22 protein-coding genes are annotated in these 19,125 nt (G+C 67.4%); 6 read left to right on the top strand and 16 right to left on the bottom strand.

Going from position 1 to position 19,125, the window contains the following annotated elements:
• Positions 1-119: 119 nt before the first annotated feature.
• The 7 genes from Tfont_RS01765 to Tfont_RS01735 all read right to left on the bottom strand — a co-directional run bounded on the left by Tfont_RS01765 (position 120) and on the right by Tfont_RS01735 (position 5,818).
• Positions 120-1,382 carry an STY4528 family pathogenicity island replication protein gene (locus Tfont_RS01765; protein ID WP_003821055.1) on the bottom strand — a complete coding sequence of 421 codons (1,263 nt, stop codon included), beginning with the start codon at positions 1,380-1,382 and terminating at the stop codon, positions 120-122.
• Between the two features lie 2 nt (positions 1,383-1,384).
• Complete coding sequence (locus Tfont_RS01760) at positions 1,385-1,945, bottom strand: DUF2857 domain-containing protein (RefSeq protein WP_003821054.1); 561 nt, start codon at positions 1,943-1,945, stop codon at positions 1,385-1,387.
• A gap of 15 nt (positions 1,946-1,960) precedes the next feature.
• Positions 1,961-3,598: a ParB family protein gene (locus Tfont_RS01755; RefSeq protein ID WP_033470938.1), complete on the bottom strand. Its 1,638-nt coding sequence runs from the start codon at positions 3,596-3,598 to the stop codon at positions 1,961-1,963.
• The gene (locus tag Tfont_RS01750) at positions 3,591-3,839 is read right to left on the bottom strand and encodes a hypothetical protein (protein ID WP_003821044.1); all 249 of its coding nucleotides are present in this window, start codon (positions 3,837-3,839) and stop codon (positions 3,591-3,593) included. Before Tfont_RS01750 ends, Tfont_RS01755 begins: the two co-directional genes overlap by 8 nt.
• The gene (locus Tfont_RS01745) at positions 3,823-4,698 is read right to left on the bottom strand and encodes a ParA family protein (RefSeq protein WP_003821043.1); all 876 of its coding nucleotides are present in this window, start codon (positions 4,696-4,698) and stop codon (positions 3,823-3,825) included. Before Tfont_RS01745 ends, Tfont_RS01750 begins: the two co-directional genes overlap by 17 nt.
• Before the next feature lie 42 nt (positions 4,699-4,740).
• Positions 4,741-4,953 carry an AlpA family transcriptional regulator gene (locus Tfont_RS01740; RefSeq protein WP_003821041.1) on the bottom strand — a complete coding sequence of 71 codons (213 nt, stop codon included), beginning with the start codon at positions 4,951-4,953 and terminating at the stop codon, positions 4,741-4,743.
• Between the two features lie 118 nt (positions 4,954-5,071).
• Positions 5,072-5,818, bottom strand: a complete 747-nt coding sequence (locus tag Tfont_RS01735) for a hypothetical protein (RefSeq protein WP_003821040.1) — start codon at positions 5,816-5,818, stop codon at positions 5,072-5,074.
• Between the two features lie 27 nt (positions 5,819-5,845).
• On the opposite strand from Tfont_RS01735, the gene Tfont_RS14455 reads away from it, so the two are divergent.
• Together Tfont_RS14455 and Tfont_RS01730 are read left to right on the top strand one after the other, a co-directional pair.
• On the top strand, positions 5,846-5,986 hold the full coding sequence (locus Tfont_RS14455; protein ID WP_153573857.1) for a hypothetical protein: 141 nt from the start codon (positions 5,846-5,848) through the stop codon (positions 5,984-5,986).
• Between the two features lie 300 nt (positions 5,987-6,286).
• On the top strand, positions 6,287-6,607 hold the full coding sequence (locus Tfont_RS01730) for an IS66 family transposase (protein ID WP_074167576.1): 321 nt from the start codon (positions 6,287-6,289) through the stop codon (positions 6,605-6,607).
• 259 nt (positions 6,608-6,866) lie between these two features.
• On the opposite strand, the gene Tfont_RS01725 is transcribed toward Tfont_RS01730, so the two are convergent.
• Positions 6,867-8,423 (bottom strand): transglycosylase SLT domain-containing protein, encoded by a 1,557-nt coding sequence (locus tag Tfont_RS01725; protein ID WP_143968208.1) that lies wholly within the window; start codon positions 8,421-8,423, stop codon positions 6,867-6,869.
• 47 nt (positions 8,424-8,470) lie between these two features.
• Positions 8,471-9,280, bottom strand: a complete 810-nt coding sequence (gene gloB, locus Tfont_RS01720; protein ID WP_143968220.1) for a hydroxyacylglutathione hydrolase — start codon at positions 9,278-9,280, stop codon at positions 8,471-8,473.
• 12 nt (positions 9,281-9,292) lie between these two features.
• Between gloB and xerD the strand changes: the two genes are divergently transcribed.
• Together xerD and Tfont_RS01710 are read left to right on the top strand one after the other, a co-directional pair.
• A complete protein-coding gene (gene xerD / locus Tfont_RS01715; RefSeq protein WP_143968219.1) occupies positions 9,293-10,195 on the top strand; it encodes a site-specific tyrosine recombinase XerD in 903 nt (300 codons plus the stop codon).
• Positions 10,196-10,312: 117 nt separating this feature from the next.
• Complete coding sequence (locus tag Tfont_RS01710; RefSeq protein WP_185974449.1) at positions 10,313-11,893, top strand: methyl-accepting chemotaxis protein; 1,581 nt, start codon at positions 10,313-10,315, stop codon at positions 11,891-11,893.
• On the opposite strand, the gene Tfont_RS01705 is transcribed toward Tfont_RS01710, so the two are convergent.
• Entirely contained in the window at positions 11,877-12,767 is an 891-nt protein-coding gene (locus Tfont_RS01705) for a ferritin-like domain-containing protein (protein ID WP_143968206.1), read from the bottom strand. The genes Tfont_RS01710 and Tfont_RS01705 overlap by 17 nt on opposite strands.
• Before the next feature lie 16 nt (positions 12,768-12,783).
• Here Tfont_RS01705 and Tfont_RS01700 point away from each other — a divergent pair, with 16 nt between their 5' ends.
• Together Tfont_RS01700 and hslO are read left to right on the top strand one after the other, a co-directional pair.
• Positions 12,784-13,308 carry a gamma carbonic anhydrase family protein gene (locus Tfont_RS01700; protein WP_068609082.1) on the top strand — a complete coding sequence of 175 codons (525 nt, stop codon included), beginning with the start codon at positions 12,784-12,786 and terminating at the stop codon, positions 13,306-13,308.
• A gap of 9 nt (positions 13,309-13,317) precedes the next feature.
• On the top strand, positions 13,318-14,301 hold the full coding sequence (gene hslO / locus Tfont_RS01695) for an Hsp33 family molecular chaperone HslO (protein WP_068609083.1): 984 nt from the start codon (positions 13,318-13,320) through the stop codon (positions 14,299-14,301).
• 45 nt (positions 14,302-14,346) lie between these two features.
• Here the strand turns inward: hslO and ftsB are convergent, their stop codons facing one another.
• The 6 genes from ftsB to Tfont_RS01665 form a co-directional block, all read right to left on the bottom strand.
• Complete coding sequence (ftsB, locus tag Tfont_RS01690) at positions 14,347-14,664, bottom strand: cell division protein FtsB (RefSeq protein ID WP_068609085.1); 318 nt, start codon at positions 14,662-14,664, stop codon at positions 14,347-14,349.
• Positions 14,665-14,675: 11 nt separating this feature from the next.
• Positions 14,676-15,974: a phosphopyruvate hydratase gene (eno, locus tag Tfont_RS01685; protein WP_143968205.1), complete on the bottom strand. Its 1,299-nt coding sequence runs from the start codon at positions 15,972-15,974 to the stop codon at positions 14,676-14,678.
• 68 nt (positions 15,975-16,042) lie between these two features.
• A complete protein-coding gene (locus tag Tfont_RS01680) occupies positions 16,043-16,336 on the bottom strand; it encodes a DUF1330 domain-containing protein (protein WP_143968204.1) in 294 nt (97 codons plus the stop codon).
• Positions 16,337-16,409: 73 nt separating this feature from the next.
• Positions 16,410-16,625: a hypothetical protein gene (locus Tfont_RS01675; RefSeq protein WP_143968203.1), complete on the bottom strand. Its 216-nt coding sequence runs from the start codon at positions 16,623-16,625 to the stop codon at positions 16,410-16,412.
• Positions 16,622-17,482: a 3-deoxy-8-phosphooctulonate synthase gene (kdsA, locus tag Tfont_RS01670; RefSeq protein ID WP_143968202.1), complete on the bottom strand. Its 861-nt coding sequence runs from the start codon at positions 17,480-17,482 to the stop codon at positions 16,622-16,624. The genes Tfont_RS01675 and kdsA overlap by 4 nt, the downstream gene beginning before the upstream one ends.
• Positions 17,479-19,122 carry a CTP synthase gene (locus Tfont_RS01665; RefSeq protein ID WP_143968201.1) on the bottom strand — a complete coding sequence of 548 codons (1,644 nt, stop codon included), beginning with the start codon at positions 19,120-19,122 and terminating at the stop codon, positions 17,479-17,481. Before Tfont_RS01665 ends, kdsA begins: the two co-directional genes overlap by 4 nt.
• Positions 19,123-19,125: the final 3 nt, after the last annotated feature.

The raw sequence follows: 19,125 nt of genomic DNA, 5'->3' as shown, positions 1-19,125 counted from the left end.
CTGCAGGCGATCGAGGCCTGGCGTGCAGCGGTTCGACGTGTAGCCGTCAGTGGAACTATCCCCAGGGGATAGCTCTACTGGAAGCCACCGGCATCCACTTCACCACCTTGCAGGCCCGCTCACTTGCTGGCGAGCAGGTTGCGCAGCCGCTCGATGTGCTGCCTGGCGACTTCTGGCGGCACAGGCTTGCCCTGCGGCTGGGATGGTGGCGGTGCTGGTGGTGGCGGCCGCTCGTTCGGCGCAACGGGCGCCGATGGCGCGTCCTTCTTGGCCCAGGCGTTGAACTCGCCATGGATGGCCCGCTGGATGATGCCGAACAGATACCCTGCAGGATTGCGGATGCCATGGTTGCTGCATCGTGCAGCCCATTCGTCCAGCACGGCCTGCCTCAGCGCAGCATCGACCTGCTGTAGTGCCACCCTCGCACCTGTCTGCTGCTCTGCCTTCAGTTCCGCGAAGCGTTTGGGCCATTGCAGGTCGCCCAGCGCGCGCGCATGCGCTTGTGCCTGCGCGGTAGTACGTACTTCATTAATACGACTACTACGTACTGTACGGGCCTGCTTCGGATTCCGAAGAGAGGCGTCTGGCGCGGGTTTCGACCCTGCTTCGGATTCCGAAGTGGGATCGTCAGGATTCCGAAGAAGGCTCGTCGCCCCTTCTTCGGATTCGTGCGTGGCGTCCTCCTGTGGATAACTTTCGTGCGCCCCGACGCCCTGGCTGGCGAGGCGTTCGGCCAGGACTTGCAGCCTCGATGGCAGGGTGCGCCCGGCCAGCATCGGGTCTTCGCCGATTTCCTTGAGGGTGTGCAGGCCTACGATCTGCACGGCTTTGGCCGAATGGCCGAGCGCTTGGCTGACGAGTTGCAGGTAGTCCGGGTCGAGCTGCATCGCTTCAAAGGGGGTCAGCGGCTCGTCGTGCAGGACATAGAGGTTGCCGAGGATGCGGCCGGTCTTGGCGTCGCGCCGTCGCCGCACCAGGCTCAGCCATCGAGTCAGCCGCAGCAGCGTCAGTGCTCGCGCCACGGTTTCGTGCGAGGCTTGCCCGGCGCAGGGCATCGACGCCAGCCAGGGCCGAAGCTGTTCATACGTCGGGAACGCCGTCACGCCATCGTCGTTGAGCATCAGCCGGAAGACCTGCCAGGCATTGCGCTCCAGCGGCGTCAGGCGGCGGTCGAGGAACAGCCGTCGCGGTACGGTCTCGTGCCGGTTGCCGCTGAACAGGAAGGCATCGCCAGACGCCGGACCAGTGGGCATCGCGACAGGTGTAGGTGTGGGCGGGGGCGCGTCGGCGTTGGGCTTGGGCACAAGGTCTTTCAGCGCAGCGTCGAACAGGTCTGCGAGTGCGATGGGGCCACGACGTGGTGCGGTGTCGTCCACGGCCATGGTTAACCCAATCCTTGATCGACCCAGCTCTTGATCGAAGCCCAGACCACCGACAGAGGCAGCGACATGCCTTCGGCGAGGTCCATGGCGGCATCGAGGATGGAGGTTTCGTCTTCGAGATCGACGTTCCTGCTGCTGGTCACGGCCTTCCATTGCCGCCACAGCTCCGTGTCCTGCTTCTCGTCCAGCACGGGATGGCGACCCTTGCGCTTGGGCAGGCCGAGGATTTCGCGGCGAAGCGCCACTTCCTGGTGGGTCAGGCCGTAGAAGCGGCTGACCATTTCGGTGCTCGCGCCGAGGCGCAGCATGCGATCGACCGTGGCGATCTCCTTCTCCACATCCTGCGCCTGCCTGAGCAGACGCCGGAGCACTTCGCGGTTGACCGTCACCGAGCACCACGAGACGTTGGCGTTGGCCAGCACGCTGATCAGCGCGGGATGCTTGAGGGCGTCCAGCTCTTCCTCGCCAAACCCCATCAGCTTGCAGCGGCGCAGTTGCCCATTGCGCAGGTCATAGAGGGCCTGGGCGATGACGGCCTGGTTGAGTGGGTGTGGTGCGGACATGCTGGTCTCCCTCGGTCACGTTCCAGGGTCCGCAGCGCCGGCGTCCAGGTCGAGCAGACGGCGGGCCAGCCGCAGCAGCCGGAACAGCTTGACCAGTGCGGTGTCGCTCAGTCGCCGGGTTGCGTCGCCTTGTCCGTGCAGCAACGCCGACAGGTCGATGACGAATTGCCTGTTATCCAAGCCGACGTCGGCGGGCTGCTGACCGGCCATGCATGCCAGCAGCGCCAGGACGGCACGGCCCAGCGGCTCCAGGTCTTGGGCGTGGGCACGGCAGGCGAAACCGATGCCGTCTGGACGGTCATCGATGCACTCGTCCAGGCGAGCCTCGCCCGCGATCTCGCGGGCGAACTGCGCGACGTGGATGCGCAGGCGCTCGGGCGTGTCCAGGCTCGCGTCGATGTGCCAGACGTCGGAAATCGGGTAGAGACCGCCTGCTTGGACGGGAATGGACTGCAAGACGTTGGCCGAGAAATCGGGCAGCGCATCCCCCAGCTCGTCGGCGACCATCCGCTGAATGGATTGCAGCCGCTCCGTCGTCGGTGCAGGCGAAACGATGTGCCCCTGCAGCCGATCACCAGGAGCAGCCATGGGGCTTCCTGCGGGTGAGCCGTCCGACCCTGAGCCGCCCTCGCGCTCGCGCGACCCAGGTGTGGTTGCCGGCGTCGGGGCCGATGGGGCCGGCGCCGCGGGCGGGCGTGCCATGGTGTCAGGCTCAGGCAGCGTGGGGGGTGCCGTTGGTGGGGTCGGATCGCTGACCAGGGCGCGATGGCGGCTTTCGGATTCGGTGAGGTCGAGCGCCAGTACGTCGTAGTCGATGCCGAGCAGTTCGGACATTTGGCCGATCAGCTCGTCCTGCACGCGCTGGGGGGCGAACTCGTCGGCCTGCGTGTCGAACTGCGACAGCACCTCCTGAAAGAAGTCATCGAAGTCCTGTACCAGTAGTGTGCGGCCTTTGGCGTAGCGCTCCCACGCGAGCATGCAGGCCTTGCGCATGACCGACAGGCGTTCGACCTGGTGGCGGCCGAGCCCGCCATAGAGCACGGTCGGGATCGCCGGCAGGAGGTAGCGCACCGCGTCGTTCATCCGGCTGATGTGCGACTGCTGGACCGGGAAACCATCGGCGGCGAGGCGGCGTGCCAGTTCGGACTGGCTCAGGGCGGCGCCGCTTTCCTGCTCGTAGAACTCGCGCGCCTTCTCGACGCCGAGGGCGCGCTCGATGAACGTCAGGCCTCCACGCAATTCGTTCTCGGCCAGGTGGCCGGTCAGCATGACGACTTCGCCGCGGCTGGGCCACGGCCGGAACAGGCACGATATGCGAAAGAACCGCTCGTCCTTGGTCTCCGACCACAGTTCGCGCAGGATCGCCAGGCGCGTGTTGCCGCCGTTGCGAATGATGTAGTGGTCCTCGCCCGGGCGCCGGGTGATCGCCGGGGCTGCGTCCAGGCCGCGCTCGCGGATGGACGCCTTGATGTCCTCGTAGGCCGGGTTGCGCTTCTTCCTGGGATCGTGGTCGTAGGGGCGCAACTGGTCCAGGGTCACGACCATGGGCGTGTCGGCGATCGGGTCGCTCAAGGCCGAGGTGGACGGGCCGCTGCGCTCGAACCCGGCCGCGAGCAGCTTGCCGGCCATCTGCTGGGAGGTCATTTCAGCCATGGCGGCCTCCCTGCACTGGGGACCGGGCCTCGCGCTCGGCGCGGCGGATCTGCGCGCGGGCGTTGAGGGCGGCCCGGTGGTCACTGGCCGTCGAACTGGTGTAGATCGCGGCGCAGCCGGCCTTGGTGAATTTGAGGTGGCCGCCCGGCGTGCGCTTGACGTGCCAGCCCTCGCCGACGGCGAATTCGATCAGGGCGCGCAGCCGCTTATGGCCTCGGGCCAGTTCATGTGCGCTCGCCATGGGGCCTCCCGGTATCCAGAGGAAATGGCGGGCGGCCGGACACCGTGGCAAATCGGTGCTGCCATTGCGGGAACAGTTCGCCGGCGAGGCCGCGGATGGTGTCGAGCGCGGCGGGGGCGACTCTGCCCGGTGGCTGGCGGTATTCGACCCGATGCACTGGCAGGCCGCGCGTCGCGGCGCGCGGATAGGCTTCGATGGCCGGCACGTCGGTGGTCAGCACGCGGATGCCGGCGTGGTCCTGGAACAGGTCGCGCAAGGCCTGTTGGATCAGCCGGGCGTTCGCCGACACCGGGTGGACCCTGTTGATGAGCAGATGCAGCGGCGGCGGCTCAATGCCCAGGTGCCGGTACGGAGCGATGTCCTCCAGCAACTGCATGGTGCCGCGCCGCAGTTCGCGGGCGGCGAGGATTTCCGGGGTCACGGGTGACAGCGCGAGATCGGAAGCGAGCACCGCCATCTCCAGCGTCACCGAACGCGCGCCCTGGGTGTCGATCAGCACCAGGTCGTAGAGAGGAGCCAGCATGGGCAGCAGGTGCCGCAGCCGCAGGCGCCCATCCGGCGCGTGCAGCAACAAGGTGCTCAGCTCGCCCCGGTGGTCGTTGGACAGCACCAGGTCCAGACCCGTAATGATCGTGCGGGACACGAGCTGGCCGAGGTCGCGCTCGTTGAAGGCCAGCAGCTCATAGATGCCACCAGGCGCACGGTGTCCCAGTTCGTAGTAGGACGACAAGGTGGGCTGCACGTCGAGATCGAGCAGCAGCACGCGCAGCCCCGCGTCGGCGACGAGCCCGCCCAGGTTCGCGGCAGTGGTGGTCTTGCCGACGCCACCTTTCGTTGAAATGATGGATACAACCTGCATGGCGTTCTCCGTGTGAGGATGGAAGGTCCGCGGGAGAATGGGTCAGGCCCGGTTGTTGACGCGCTCGGCGATCCACTGATCGATTTCGATGGAATCCCAGCCGACGGCGCGCACACCCAGGCGCAGCGCCTTGGGGAACTTGCCCGCGCGCATCAGGTTGTAGAGGTGGGCGCGCTTGAAGCCGGACTTCGATTCGACTTCTTCCAAGCGCAGGATGCGGCGCTCGTTGGGCGGCAGAACAGGTGTTTGCGACATGGTGGTCACTCCTGAACGCTCAGTGGCGTTTGTTGGCGTGACCTCTATTCAATAGACATGGCTACGGAAAGACATTGCAAATGCAATCTCCGCGACTGCACATACAAGCTGGCAATCCTCAGAGGGTGGCGCTATGCAGCCGGCGTCTGGCCGTGGCGAACTTGCCGTTCAACGTCCGCTCGGCGATCCCCATGACGCCGTGGTGATGGGCGACCAATGCGCTTACGACAGCCTCTTGCGTTTTGAAGCTGGAGTACGGTGTGCCCGAGGGCGATTGGCCGAGCATCAGCTCCAATATGCCGCCGATGATGTTCAGGTAGGTGGCTTCGGCCCGATCACTGATTGGGTACTGCGCGCAGGCCGGGATGATTTTGGACTGTTTGAGCAGTGCGTCGTGCTTGTCTTGCAGCTCGCGGAGTTGGCGCTTGGACTGCTCCAGGGCAGATTTGAGGGCCAAGCGCTCGACCAGCATGGCCTGCCCGGTTTCCAGAGAGATGGAGGGATGGGCGATGCGCTCGCTGCGCGAGAAGAGAAAGCCGGGGCGCTGTTCGGGGTAGTGCTGGCGCATCCAACGCTTCAGATCGACGTGACGGACAGTGAGATCAGGGGAGTCGATCAGCGCGGTGTCGTGCGTCGTGATGCCGTTCCTCCCGAAAGGAAGTTCCGCATTGAGGATGCCATCGTAGATGCGTTCGGTATACAGCCTCAGCTCACCCCAACGTGGGCAATCCAACGACTGTGGCAGGTTCCTTGACGACGAGACCGAAGTGAGGATGACATGCTCAAACCGCAGAAGCCCAGCCCACCGGAGGGAGGCTTCGATCGGACGATAGAACACCTTCGATGCTGGTGCATTGTGGTTCATGCTCCCATCTCCTTCCAGGAGAACTACATGGCCGACTCCTTTGGCGCCAACCTCATGGCCGGGCAGTTGTCTGTGGATGAAGCGAGTCCCGAGTCTCGCTTCTTCATGAGCCCTGAGCACTTTTCAGTAGCTCAAGTCAGTGGTAGCCGCCATGTGCTCAATGTGTAAGAATCCGTGAGTGGTAGGTTGATCGGTCCTGTCGCTGATCAACACGAAGAATGGCGCTCACACTGGCAGCGTCATGCGTTACCGCAATCTCATCAAGAGCAATTTGTCATGGTGTGATACCCCTGCGGTTTCACAGGGCGCAATAGGCGCGCAGTGGCTTCTAGATGCCAAGGCAGGCGTACTGATCCCGAGCCTGTCATGCGTTCCCAGGTATCCTGATATACCGATAAAGAATCGCGCATCCAGTCCCAGTGACAAGCGTATGGGTTCTTCCCGCGCAACTTGCGCAGACGGGTATGGGTGGTCGCTTCTGCAGCGAGCCGGTGTGCCGAACAGCTCAGGCACGGCGAGAGCCATGCAGTCCAACCTTGGTCGCCGGGAGGCGCTAACGACGACAGGCGTCTGCCGCCAGACAACAACCGCGTCGAGAGGCAAATTCGTCCAGTGGCACTTCAAAGGGCGAACCAGTTGTTCGTCGGTAGCTTGCGTGCCGGTCAGCGCGCTGTTTCGGTGATGAGCCTGGTGCGCTCGGCTCGGCCCAACGGGCATGACCTCTATGCGGACTTGCGTGACGTGCTCGAATGCCTTTCGACGCAGCTAGCCAAGCATATGGAAAGGTGATCATTGGTGAGTTCGAGACCACCGTAGCCGGCGATGAACGAGGTGTGGGGACGATGCGCTGAGGAGGTGTCCTTGGACCTTACTGGAAGTTTCTGGACGAACTTGTTGCCGAGGGTGAAAAATGAGGCTACAATTAAGGTCTTCGCTAGTCAAGCCAGCGAAGAAAGTGATTGGGAAACAACGGCTTACGGTCTTAGTAAACGTCTCGTTTCCCGCTCCAAACAGCACACGGGCAAGTCGCAAGACTTGCCCGTTTTGCTTAGGGCTTGCGGGCCTGGGCGGTGCGCACCGCCCCCGGCTTGCGGGGGCTGGCGGCTTTGGCCGTGGCCTTGCGCGGTGCGGCGGCCTTGGCCGGTTTGCCACCGGCGTGGGCAGTGCGCGTGGCCGGCACGTGAATCTGCAGCGTCTGGCCGGCGCGCAGCCGGGCGCCCACGCTCAGTTTGTTCCACGCGGCCAGCTCGGCGACGCCGACGCGGTGGCGCCGCGCGATGGCGGCCAGGGTGTCGCCGGCGCGCGCTTTGACCCGCACTGTCCGGGTCGGCGGCACATCGGGCGTGAGCAGCAGTTGCGCGTTGTCCGCCAGGTGCTCCGGCACATCGCGGTCCAGCTTGCCCTCCCGCGGCACCAGGATGGTGGATCCGGCCTTCAGGCGCATGCGCGGGGGGACGCGATTGATCTCCCGCAGCGCGCGTTCGTCCCAGCCCAGTTGGCGGGCGGCCTGTGCGGTCGTCATGTCCTGCGGCACGCGCCAAGCCGTCCAACTGGCGACGGGGCCGCCATGCTCGCGCAGCCGCTGGGTGAACAGCAGCGCATTGTCCCAGGGCAGCAGGATCTCCGGGGTGCCGGAGGCCATGATGACGGGTTTGTTGTGCGACGGGTTCAGGGTGCGGAAGTCCGCTTCGCTGACGCCGGCCAGACGGGCGACCACGGCCACGTCGATGTCCCGGTCGATGCGCACGGTATCGAAAAACGGGTGGTTGCCGATCACCGGCAGCTTCACGCCACGGTGCTGCGGAGCGGTGACCAGATTCTTGACGGCCTGCAGCTTGGGCACATAGTTGCGCGTCTCGTCCGGCATGCGCAGATCGGGGTAGCCGGTTGGCAGCCCTGCGGCCTGGTTGCGCTTGATCGCGCGCTGCACGTTGCCCTCGCCCCAGTTGTAGGCGGCCAGCGCCAGGTGCCAGTCGCCAAACATGCGGTGCAGGCGCTCCAGATAGTCCAGGGCCGCGCGGGTCGAGGCGAGCACATCCCGCCGGTCGTCGCGGAAGGCGTTTTGCTTCAGGTCGTAATGCTTGCCCGTGGCGGGCATGAACTGCCACATGCCGGCCGCTTTGGCGTGGGACACCGCCTGCGGGTTGAAGGCGCTCTCGATGAAGGGCAGCAGGGCCAGCTCCAGCGGCAGGTTGCGGCGCTCGATTTCTTCCACGACGTGGAAGAGGTATTTGCTGGCCCGGTCGGCCATGCGCTGCAGATAGTCCGGCCGGCTCGCGTACCAGCGTTCCCATTGCTGCACGAGCTCGTTGTCCAGGTCCGGCATGGCAAAGCCGCGTTCCATGCGCTCCCACAGGTCGGCCGGCGCGACGACGGACGCGACGGGATGCACGCTGGGCAGGGGGGGCGCCGTCGCGATGGCGGCGGATGCCGGGGCGGGCGGGGCAGCGCTCGGCGTGGACGGGGTCGATTCACCGGCAGCCGCGGCGGCAGGACGTGCGGGCGGGGTCGGGCTGTCGTCGGCCGAGCGAGGGGCCGGCAGGGTGGAACAGGCGGCCAGTGCCCATGGGCACAGCAGCAGTGCCAGTCGTTGGAAAGCGGTCATCGAGTCGGACAGTTACGGGTCGGGCTGGGGGGCGTGGGCGGCTGCGGTCAGCGAAAGCCGTCTTTCCAGCGGCGCAGCGCAGCGAAAACCTCCACGTCGCTGCGGGCCGCCGGGTCTTGTTGCTGGACCGCGTGCCGCACCGTCGGTTCCCGGCTGCGCAGAAAAGGGTTGATGCGGCGTTCGGTGGCGATGGTGCTGGGCAAGGTGGGCTCGCCCGCGGCGCGTCGGGCGTCACAGGCGCGGGTGTAGCCGGCCAGGTCCGGGTTGTCCGGCTCGACCGCCCGGGCAAAGCGCAGATTGGACAGCGTGTATTCGTGCGCGCAGCACACCTGGGTCTCGTCCGGCAGGGCCGCCAGACGATCCAGCGAAGCCAGCATCTGCGCCGGCGTCCCTTCGAACAGGCGGCCGCATCCCCCGGAAAACAGGGTGTCGCCACAAAACAGCCAACGGGGGCCCTCCGGTGGCGCGTCGTTGACATACGCGATGTGCCCCGCCGTGTGGCCGGGCACCTCCAGCACGCGCCAGCGCTGCCCCAGCGCCTCGATGGTGTCGCCCTCGGCCACGGGCTCGACCGGTTCCGGCAGGGGCTCGCCAGCAGGGCCGACGACCCGGCAGCCCGTCGCCGCGCGCAAGGCCGCGACGCCGCCGACGTGGTCGGCATGGTGGTGGGTGAGCAAAATGCCCTGCAGGCGCAGGCCCCGCCGTTGCAGCGCATGCCGCACGGGGGCGTCGTCGCCAGGATCGACCACCCAGGCGTCAGCGCCCCGGTGCAGCAGCCAGATGTAGTTGTCGCTGAAGGCGGGCAGCGGCTCCACGGTCGGCGCGGACCCCTGTGCGGTCGCGTCAGACGGTACCATCGTCATATGGCGATGATAGCCGGCGATGATGCCGTGGTCGACCGTTTCATCGATGCCCTGTGGCTGGAGGACGGGCTGGCAGCGCGCACCCTGGCCGCTTACCGCAGCGATTTGCAGGGGTTTCGCGGCTGGCTGGCGTCGACGGGCAAAGGGCTGCTGCAGGCCGGCGCGGCCGAGCTGCAGGCCTACATGGCGCAGCGGCTGCCGGGCAGCCGGGTCAGTTCCAGCAACCGACGGTTGGCGGTCTTTCGGCGCTTTTACCGCTGGGCGCTGCGCGAGGGCTTGCTGCAGGCCGACCCCACGCTCGCGCTGCTGTCCGCCAAGCGCTTGTTGCGCGTGCCCAAGACGCTGACCGAGGCCCAGGTCGAAGCCCTGCTGGCGGCCCCGGATACCGCCCAGCCGCTGGGCCTGCGCGACCGCGCGATGCTGGAGCTGATGTATGCCAGCGGGTTGCGCGTCAGCGAGCTGGTGGCGCTGCGGCTGTTCGAGGTGAGCTTGCCCGACCAGGTGGTGCGCGTCACGGGCAAGGGGGACAAGCAGCGGCTGGTGCCGTTTGGCGATGTGGCGGCGGACTGGCTGCGGCGCTACCTGACCCAGGGGCGCCCGGTGCTGATGGCAGGCCGCACGGGCGATGACGTGTTCGTCACCGAACGCCACGGCGAGGCCATGACCCGGGTCATGTTTTGGATGCTGGTCAAGCGCTATGCCCGCCAGGCTGGCATCGCCGCACCGCTGTCACCGCACACCCTGCGCCACGCTTTTGCCACCCACCTGCTCAACCACGGCGCCGATCTGCGCGCGGTGCAGTTGTTGCTGGGGCATGCGGACATCTCCACCACCACCATCTACACGTATGTGGCCCGCGAGCGGCTCAAGGCCCTGCATGCGCGGCACCATCCGCGCGGTGGGGGGTGAGCAGCTCCTATCCGGGTAAACACCGACAGGGCGTGCAGATCCTGCGGGCTAAACTTCTCCATCGAACGAACGGTCGTGCTTTTTTGGAGAGGTATGCGAAAAATCCGGGATTGGCCCATGGCGACCAAGCTGTGGGTCGGGGTGGCGGTGCTGCTGTTGACGTTGACCACGGTGGTCGCCGCCGTGATCGTGCGCTCGGTGCGGTCGACGCACACGGCGCAGACACAAGTGGCAGAGCAGACCGATCGCGTGTTTGCCGCCGCCCAATGGGCAGCACTCAGTGAGGCGCGACTGTTGGCAGAGGTGGGGGCGGCCATGGCCGGCGATCCGGTTGCCGCGGCCTTGCAGCGCGCCACGGCATGGCAGGCAGCCGAGCAGGCCATGCACTGGCAGCAGCGGGTACAGGCCCTGGCCGAAGAAACGCAGCAGCGCGAGGCCGTCGAGCGCATCCTGGCGCTACAGCAGCAGGCGCAAAGCGAATTGGCTGGCGTGTTGCGCCTGTACCGTGACGGCTCCACCGAAGGGGCGCTGCTGGCGGCCGAGCAACGCTATGCGCCCGTGGTGCGTGCCATGCTCCAGGCGCTGGATCAGCATGCCCGGGCGCAACGCAGGTTGTTGGACGACATCCAGCTCGACATTCGCGCCCAGCGCATGGTGACACTGTTTTTCGGGGCCACGATGATCGCGCTGTTGATGGGGGCGATCGTGGCGGGAGCGTTCTTTCTCATTCGACACATTCGGCTGCCGTTGCAGCGTTCGCTGCAGTGCGCGCACGAAATCGCCAGTGGTGATCTGTCTCAGGCGCTACGGGCGACACGGCAAGACGAGTTTGGGACGTTGTTGCGTGCGCTGGAGGCGATGCGCGAGCAGTTGGCGCGGGTGGTTCGCCAGGTCCGGGATGGGGCTATGCGGGTTCATGGGGCTGCTGCCGAGATTGCTGCGGGCAATCAAGACCTATCGGGGCGCACCGAGCGCACGGCCGCGCGCCTGCAACAGACAGCGGCCCGCATGCAACAAACCACCCATGAGTGGCAGGCGCTGTCTGAGGCTGCGCAGCAGGCGCTGGCCGCAGCACAGCGCGCAGCTGCCTCGGCTGAGGAGGGCGGTCAGCAAACCCGGCAGGCGGTGCAGTCGATCCAGGCGGCGGCGCACGCCAGCGAGCGCATCGCCGACATCACGGGCGTGATCGACAGTTTAGCGTTTCAAACCAACATTCTGGCCCTGAATGCAGCGGTGGAGGCGGCGCGTGCGGGCGAGGCAGGACGAGGTTTTGCAGTGGTGGCCGGAGAAGTTCGCCAACTCGCACAACGCAGTGCCCAGGCGGCCAGCGAGATCAAGCGCCTCATCGAGGCCAGTGTCCAGGCAGTCAATCAAGGAACGGCCCAGGTGGGGTTGGCTGGTCAAGTGATCGAGCGCCTGCGGAACGATGTGCTGCTGCTGCACGAGGCCATGAACCACATGCACGGGGTGAGTCAGCGACAGGCGGCGTCGGTTGCCGACATCAACGGTACGCTGTCGATCCTTGATCAGGACACCCAACACAATGCGGCGTTGGTGGAACAGACGGCGGTAGCAGCCACCGCTTTGTCGCAGGAGGCTGCGCGGCTGGGCGAGGCGGTGCAGGGCTTCGTTCTGGGTGCCGAACCCAACGAACCGTCCAACGCGGCTCAGCTCCCCATCCTCAGACTGCCTGGTTGAGATAAGCCAGCTCGGCGGCGCTGAAGCCGGCGCGCAGCCGGGCTTCGGTGTTGTACGGCGGCTTGAGGCGTGGGGCGCGGTAACGGCGCGCCAACTGCCGGTAATGCTCCACCGGATCCAGCCCCGCCCGTTCGCACAGCCAGCGGTACCACCGGTTGCCGATGGCCACGTGGCCCACCTCGTCGCGCAGGATGATGTCGAGGATCGCGCACGCCTGCAAGGCCGTGGGCGTGCCGGCGCGGCGCAGCTTGGCCTGGATGAGCGGGGTGGCGTCCAGCCCTCGGGCCTCCAGCGTGCGGGGTACGAGCGCCATGCGCGCGACGATGTCGTCCGCGGTCTTGTCGCACATGGTCCACAGGCCGTCGTGCGCCTCGAAGTCGCCGTAGTCCCAGCGGCGCCCGTCGGGGCCGTTCAGGCCGCGCAGGTGGTCGCGCAACAGGGTGAAGTGCTCCGCCTCTTCGGCGGCGACGCGCAACCAGTCGCGGTAAAACGCCTCGGGCATGCCGGGAAAGCGCCACACCGCGTCCAGTGCCAGGTTGATGGCGTTGAATTCGATGTGGCAGATGGCGTGGATCAGGGCGGCGTGCCCCTCCACGGTGAACGGTGAGCGTGGCGGCACCGCGCCGGGCTCGATCAACGGCGGGCGGGCCGGCCGACCCGGCAGGGGGCGGTCTGTGGGCGGGCTCCAGATGGTGCCGGGATCGGCACACGGCCGGCTGGCCTCGGCATCGGCCTGGACGCGCTGCCAGAGGGCTTGCACGCCGCGGACTTTGGCGTCGGGGTCGGATTCCGTGAGCCAGTGCAGGGCTTGGGCGCGGGCGTCCTCCGCCAGTGTCGGGGCAGCGGCGGGCACGGTGGACGTGGGGGGATGCATCCGTACAATTCTATAAATGAGCATCTACCAACTCGACGACATCGTCCCCGACGTGCACCCGTCGGTGTTCGTGGCCGACACGGCCCGCGTGATGGGCCGCGTCACCCTGGCGGAGGACGCCAGCGTCTGGTTCGGCGCGGTTCTGCGCGGCGACACCGACCCCATCACGGTCGGTCGCGGCAGCAACATCCAGGATGGCAGCGTGCTGCATGCGGACGTGGGCTATCCGCTGACTATCGGCGAGCATGTCACGGTGGGGCACCAGGTCATGCTGCACGGCTGCACCATCGGTGACGAGTCGCTCATCGGCATCGGCGCGGTGGTGCTCAACGGCGCGCGCATCGGGCGGCATTGTCTGGTGGGCGCTGGCGCGCTGGTGACCGAGGGCAAGGAATTCCCCGATGGGTCGATGATCCTGGGTAGCCCGGCGAAGGTGGTGCGCCAGCTCACGCCGGAGCAGATCGAGGGGCTGCGTTGGAGTGCGCGCCACTACATCGAAAACGCGCGGCGTTTTCGGACCGGCCTCAAGCGCATCGGTTGAGGGGCGCGCGTGTCCGAACTGCACAAATTTCTGTTCGACGGCGTGCCCGTGCGCGGGGCCCTGGTGCGCCTGACCGATGGCTGGCAGGAGTTGTTGCGCCGGCGCCAGGCTGCGGGCGGCTACCCCCCTGCCGTGACCGAACTGCTGGGCGAGATGACGGCCGCGGCGGTGCTGCTGCACAGCAACATCAAGTTCGCCGGGGCGCTGGTGTTGCAGATCTTTGGCGATGGGCCGGTCAAGGTGGCCGTGGCCGAGGTGCAGCCCGACCTGTCGTTTCGCGCGACGGCCTCGGTGCGGGGGGAGGTGGCGCCCGGGGTGCCGCTGTCGCACATGGTGAATGTGCTGGGGCAGGGGCGCTGCGCGATCACGCTGGATCCGCGCGAACGCCTGCCGGGGCAGCAGCCCTATCAGGGCGTCGTGCCCCTGAGCGATGCGGCCGGGCGCCCGCTGGAGCGCTTGAGCGACGTCATCGGCCACTACATGCAGCAGAGCGAGCAGTTGGACACCCGGCTGGTGCTGGCCGCGGATGCGTCGATCGCGGCGGGCTTGCTGATTCAGCGCATGCCGGCCATGGGGCAAGCCAACCTGTCCGGCACGGCGGCCGTGGCGCACGAGTCCGATGCGCTCGGGGCGAACGAGGACTTTCACCGCATCGCGACGCTGGCCAGCAGCCTGACGCGCCAGGAGTTGCTCGGGCTGGATGCCGACGCCATCCTGCATCGCCTGTTTTGGCAGGAGAACCTGCTGCGTCTGGCGCCGTCCTCGGCGGCCCAGGCGCATCCGCGCTTTGGCTGCACCTGCTCGCGCGAGCGGGTGGGGGCCATGCTGCGCGGCCTGGGCGTGGAGGAGGTCGAGGCCATCCTGGCCGAGCAGGGGGAAGTCGATGTGGGGTGCGATTTTTGCGGGTTGCACTACCGCTTCGACCCCGTCGATGCCGCCCGCCTGTTCCTGACGCAGGACCAGCAGCCGCCGGGCTCCGACCGCATGCAGTGACGCCGGCGCACAGGCGTTAGCGCGGCGCGGCGTTTACCGGGGCGTTCACCGCGGGGGGGCCGAGCCACCCGTCGGCCGGGCGCTCCCCGGTCCCTGAATCTGCACGAAGATTTCGTTGGGCTTGAGCATGCCCAACTCCTGCCGGGCAATTTCCTCGACCGTCTCGACGCCCTCGTGCAGGTCCTGAACCTCGGCCGCCAGGCGTTCGTTGCGCAGCCGGGCGGCTTCGTTGGCCTGTTCCTGCTCAGCCAGCTCGCGGCGCAGCGCATCCACCTGCGCCACGCTGCCCCGGCCAAACCAGATTTGCACGTGGATCACGGCCAGCAGTCCGAGCAACAAGGCCGTGACCCAGCGGGCACGCATGGTCGGGGGGATCAGCGCAGGTTGTAGAACGCGTCGCGACCCGGGTAGACCGCCACGTCGCCCAAGTCCTCCTCGATGCGCAGCAGCTGATTGTACTTGGCCATGCGGTCGCTGCGGCTCATCGAGCCGGTCTTGATCTGGCCGGCGTTGGTGCCCACCGCGATGTCGGCGATGGTGCTGTCCTCGGTCTCGCCGGAGCGGTGGCTGATGACGGCGGTGTAGCCGGCGCGCTTGGCCATCTCGATGGCGGCAAACGTCTCGGTGAGTGTGCCGATCTGGTTGATCTTGATGAGGATGGAGTTGGCGATGCCTTTGGTGATGCCTTCCTTCAAGATCTTGGTGTTGGTGACGAACAGGTCGTCGCCCACCAGCTGCACTTGTTTGCCCAAGCGCTGGGTGAGCTGTGCCCAACCGGCCCAGTCGCCTTCACCCATGCCGTCCTCGATGCTGATGATCGGGTACTTGTCGCACCAAGTGGCCAGGATGTGGGTCCACTCGGCGGCATTGAGCACCAAGCCTTCGCCCTCCAGGTGGTAGACCTTGGAGCCATCCGGGCCGTCCTTGCAGAATTCGCTGGCCGCGCAGTCCAGGCCCAGCGCGATCTGCTCGCCCGCGGTGTAGCCCGCCTTGTCGATGGCTTCCAGGATCAGCTGGATGGCCGCCTCGTGGTTGGCCACGCTGGGCGCAAAACCCCCTTCGTCGCCGACGGCCGTGCTCATGCCGCGGTCGTGGATGATTTTTTTCAGCGCATGGAACACCTCGGCGCCCCAGCGAATCGCCTCGCGGAAGGAGGGGGCGCCCACCGGCAGGATCATGAACTCCTGGATGTCCAGGTTGTTGTTGGCATGCGCGCCGCCGTTGATGACGTTCATCATCGGCACCGGCATTTGCACCGCCGAGCTGCCACCAAAGTAGCGGTACAGCGGCAGGCCCGCTTCTTCGGCCGCGGCGCGTGCCACGGCCATGCTGACCGCCAGCATCGCGTTGGCACCCAGGCGGCTCTTGTTCTCGGTGCTGTCCAGCTCGATCAGCGTCTTGTCCAGGAAGGCCTGCTCGCTCGCGTCCAGCCCCAGCACCGCTTCGCTGATCTCGGTGTTGATGTGCTCGACGGCTTTCAGCACCCCCTTGCCGAGGTAGCGGCTGGGGTCACCGTCGCGCAGCTCGATGGCTTCGCGGCTGCCGGTGGAGGCGCCGGACGGCACGGCCGCGCGGCCCATGACGCCCGACTCCAGCAGGACGTCGCACTCGACGGTTGGGTTGCCGCGGCTGTCCAGGATCTCGCGGCCGACGATATCGACGATGGCGCTCATTGCGTGGGTTCCTTCGTTGCTTGGGATGGTGGGAATCAGGGTCAATCGATGGGCCGGGTGGCGGGCCGTCAGGCCACGCCCTCGACGGCGATCATGCGCATCACGGCGGCGCCGGCGCGCGCCTCGCGCGCGCGGCGGTACTCGGGCGAGTCGTGGAAGGCGCGCGCCGCCTCCACCGACGGGAAGCGCAGCACGACGATGCGGCTGGGCTGCCAGTCGCCTTCGAGCACGGTGACCGCGCCGCCGCGCACCAGCACCTCGGCGCCGTGGGCCTGGATGGCGGCGCTGGACCAGCGCTTGTAGGCCTCGTACTGCTGGGGATCGGTAACGTCGACGTCGGCGATGATGTAGGCGCTCATGATGGTTCGGTGGGGGTGTCGAGGGCGTGCTGCAGCCGCTGGGCCTTCTGGGCCAGCACCTCACGCAGCGTCGGCGTCACGCGGCGGCCTCCTGCAGCTCGGTGGCGAGCGCGCGCAGCGCGGCGCGGCGGGCCGGCTGCAGGTCCTGCCAGTCGCGCAGCACGCGCGCCCACAGGCGCCAGGCGTCGCGCGCCGCGCTGCCGTGCAGCCAGGCCAGCGTCGCCTCCGGCAGCGCGTCGCGCAGGGCCGTGCGCAGCGCCTCGTCGAGCGGGTGGGCCTGCGGCGGCGTCATGCGGCGGCGAACTCCGCTTCCAGCAGCGGCTGGCGCTTGACGACGGCGTCCAGCTCGCGCAGCGATCCCAGCAGCGGCCGCATGAACTTCAGCGGCACGGCGTTGGGGCCGTCGGACAGCGCCCGCGCCGGGTCGGGGTGCGTCTCCATGAACAGCCCGGCCACCCCCACCGCCACCGCGGCACGCGCCAGCGGCGGCACGAATTCGCGCTGGCCGCCGGAGCTGGAGCCTTGGCCGCCGGGCAGCTGCACGCTGTGGGTGGCGTCGAACACCACCGGCGCGCCGCTCGCGCGCATGATGACCAGGCTCCTCATGTCCGACACCAGGTTGTGGTAGCCGAAGCTGAAGCCGCGCTCGCAGGCCAGGAAGTTGTCCTCGGGCAGGCCCTTTTCGCGCGCGGCGGCACGGGCCTTGTCGATGACGTTCTTCATGTCCTGCGGCGCGAGGAACTGGCCCTTCTTGATGTTGACCGGCTTGCCGGACTGCGCCACGGCGCGGATGAAGTCGGTCTGGCGGCACAGGAAGGCCGGCGTCTGCAGCACGTCCACCACCGCCGCCACCGCCGGCACCTCGGCCTCGGTGTGCACGTCGGTCAGCACCGGCACGCCGATCTCGCGCCTCACCTTGGCCAGGATCTCCAGCCCGCGCTCCATGCCGGGGCCGCGGAACGACGCGCCGCTGGAGCGGTTGGCCTTGTCGTAGCTGCTCTTGAAGATGAACGGGATGCCGAGTGCCGCCGTGAGCTCCTTGAGCTGGCCGGCCACGTCCATCTGGAGCTGCTCGCTCTCGACCACGCACGGGCCGGCGATGAGGAAGAACGGCCGGTCGAGTCCGACCTCGAAGCCGCACAGCTTCATCCTTGAGCCTCCTGCCGCTGGTGCTGCAGCGCCGCGGCGACGTAGGCGTTGAACAGTGGGTGACCATCCCACGGGGTGGACTTGAACTCGGGGTGGAACTGCACACCCATGTACCACGGGTGCACATCCTGCGGCAGCTCGACGATCTCGGTGAGCTGCTCGCGCTGCGTCAGCGCCGAGATGACCAGCCCCGCCTGGCGCAGCCGGTCCAGGTACTGCGTGTTGGCCTCGTAACGGTGACGATGCCGTTCGGTGACCACCGGGCCGTAGATGCGGTAGGCCAGCGTCCCGGGCAGCACGTCGGCGCTCTGCGCGCCCAGGCGCATCGTACCGCCCAGGTCGGTGCTGGCGTCGCGCTTCTGGACCGTGCCATCGGCGTCCAGCCATTCGTCGATCAGGGCGATGACCGGATGCGGCGTGTGCGGGTCGAATTCCGTCGAGTTGGCACCCTCCAGCCCCGCCGCGTGGCGCGCGAACTCGATCGTGGCCACCTGCATGCCGAGGCAAATGCCCAGGTAGGGCACCTTGTGCTCGCGCGCAAACTGGGCGGCGAGGATCTTGCCCTCGATGCCGCGCTTGCCGAAGCCGCCGGGTACGAGGATGGCGTCGAAGCCGCCGAGACGCTCGGCGACGTCGTGGCCTTCCAGCGTCTCGGAATCGATGTAGGTGATGGCCACGCGCACGTGGTTTTTCAGCCCGGCGTGACGCAGCGCCTCGTTGAGCGATTTGTAGCTGTCGGACAGGTCGACGTACTTGCCGACCATGGCGATGCGCACCTCGCCGCGCGGGTGCTCGACCTCGTAGACCAGGTCGTCCCAGCGCTTGAGGTTGGCCGGCGGGGTGTGCAGGCGCAGCTTGTCGCAGATCAGGCCATCGAGCCCCTGCTCGTGCAGCACGCGCGGCACCTTGTAGATCGTGTCCACGTCGGGCATGGAGATCACGCCCCACAGCGGCACGTTGGTGAACAGGCTGATCTTCTCGCGCTCCTCGTCGGGGATGACGCGGTCGGCGCGGCACAGCAGCGCATCGGGCTGGATGCCGATTTCGCGCAGCTTCTGCACCGTGTGCTGGGTCGGCTTGGTCTTGAGCTCGCCGGCAGCGGCGATCCACGGCACGTAGGTCAGGTGCACGAAGGCCGAGTTGTTCGGCCCCAGGCGCAGGCTCATTTGCCGCGCCGCCTCGAGGAACGGCAGCGACTCGATGTCGCCGACCGTGCCGCCGATCTCGGCGATCGCCACGTCCACGCCTTCGGCACCGCGCTGGATGAACGCCTGGATCTCGTTGGTGACGTGCGGGATGACCTGCACCGTCTTGCCGAGGTAGTCGCCGCGGCGCTCCTTCTCCAGCACCGACTTGTAGATCTGCCCGGTGGTGAAGTTGTTGCTGCGCTTCATCCGCGTGGTGATGAAGCGCTCGTAGTGGCCCAGGTCCAGGTCGGTCTCGGCGCCGTCGTCGGTGACGAACACCTCACCGTGCTGGAATGGGCTCATCGTGCCCGGATCGACGTTGAGGTAGGGGTCGAGCTTGATCAGCGTGACCTTGAGGCCGCGCGACTCCAGCAGCGCGGCCAGCGACGCGGAGGCGATCCCCTTGCCCAGGGACGACACCACGCCGCCGGTGACGAACACATATTTGGTCATGAC

The organism is Tepidimonas fonticaldi (assembly GCF_007556755.1).
In the GTDB taxonomy this organism is placed as follows: Bacteria; Pseudomonadota; Gammaproteobacteria; order Burkholderiales; family Burkholderiaceae_C; genus Tepidimonas; species Tepidimonas fonticaldi.
Note: the sequence above shows the minus strand (reverse complement) of the source record. Positions and strands in the feature narration are given on the sequence as shown.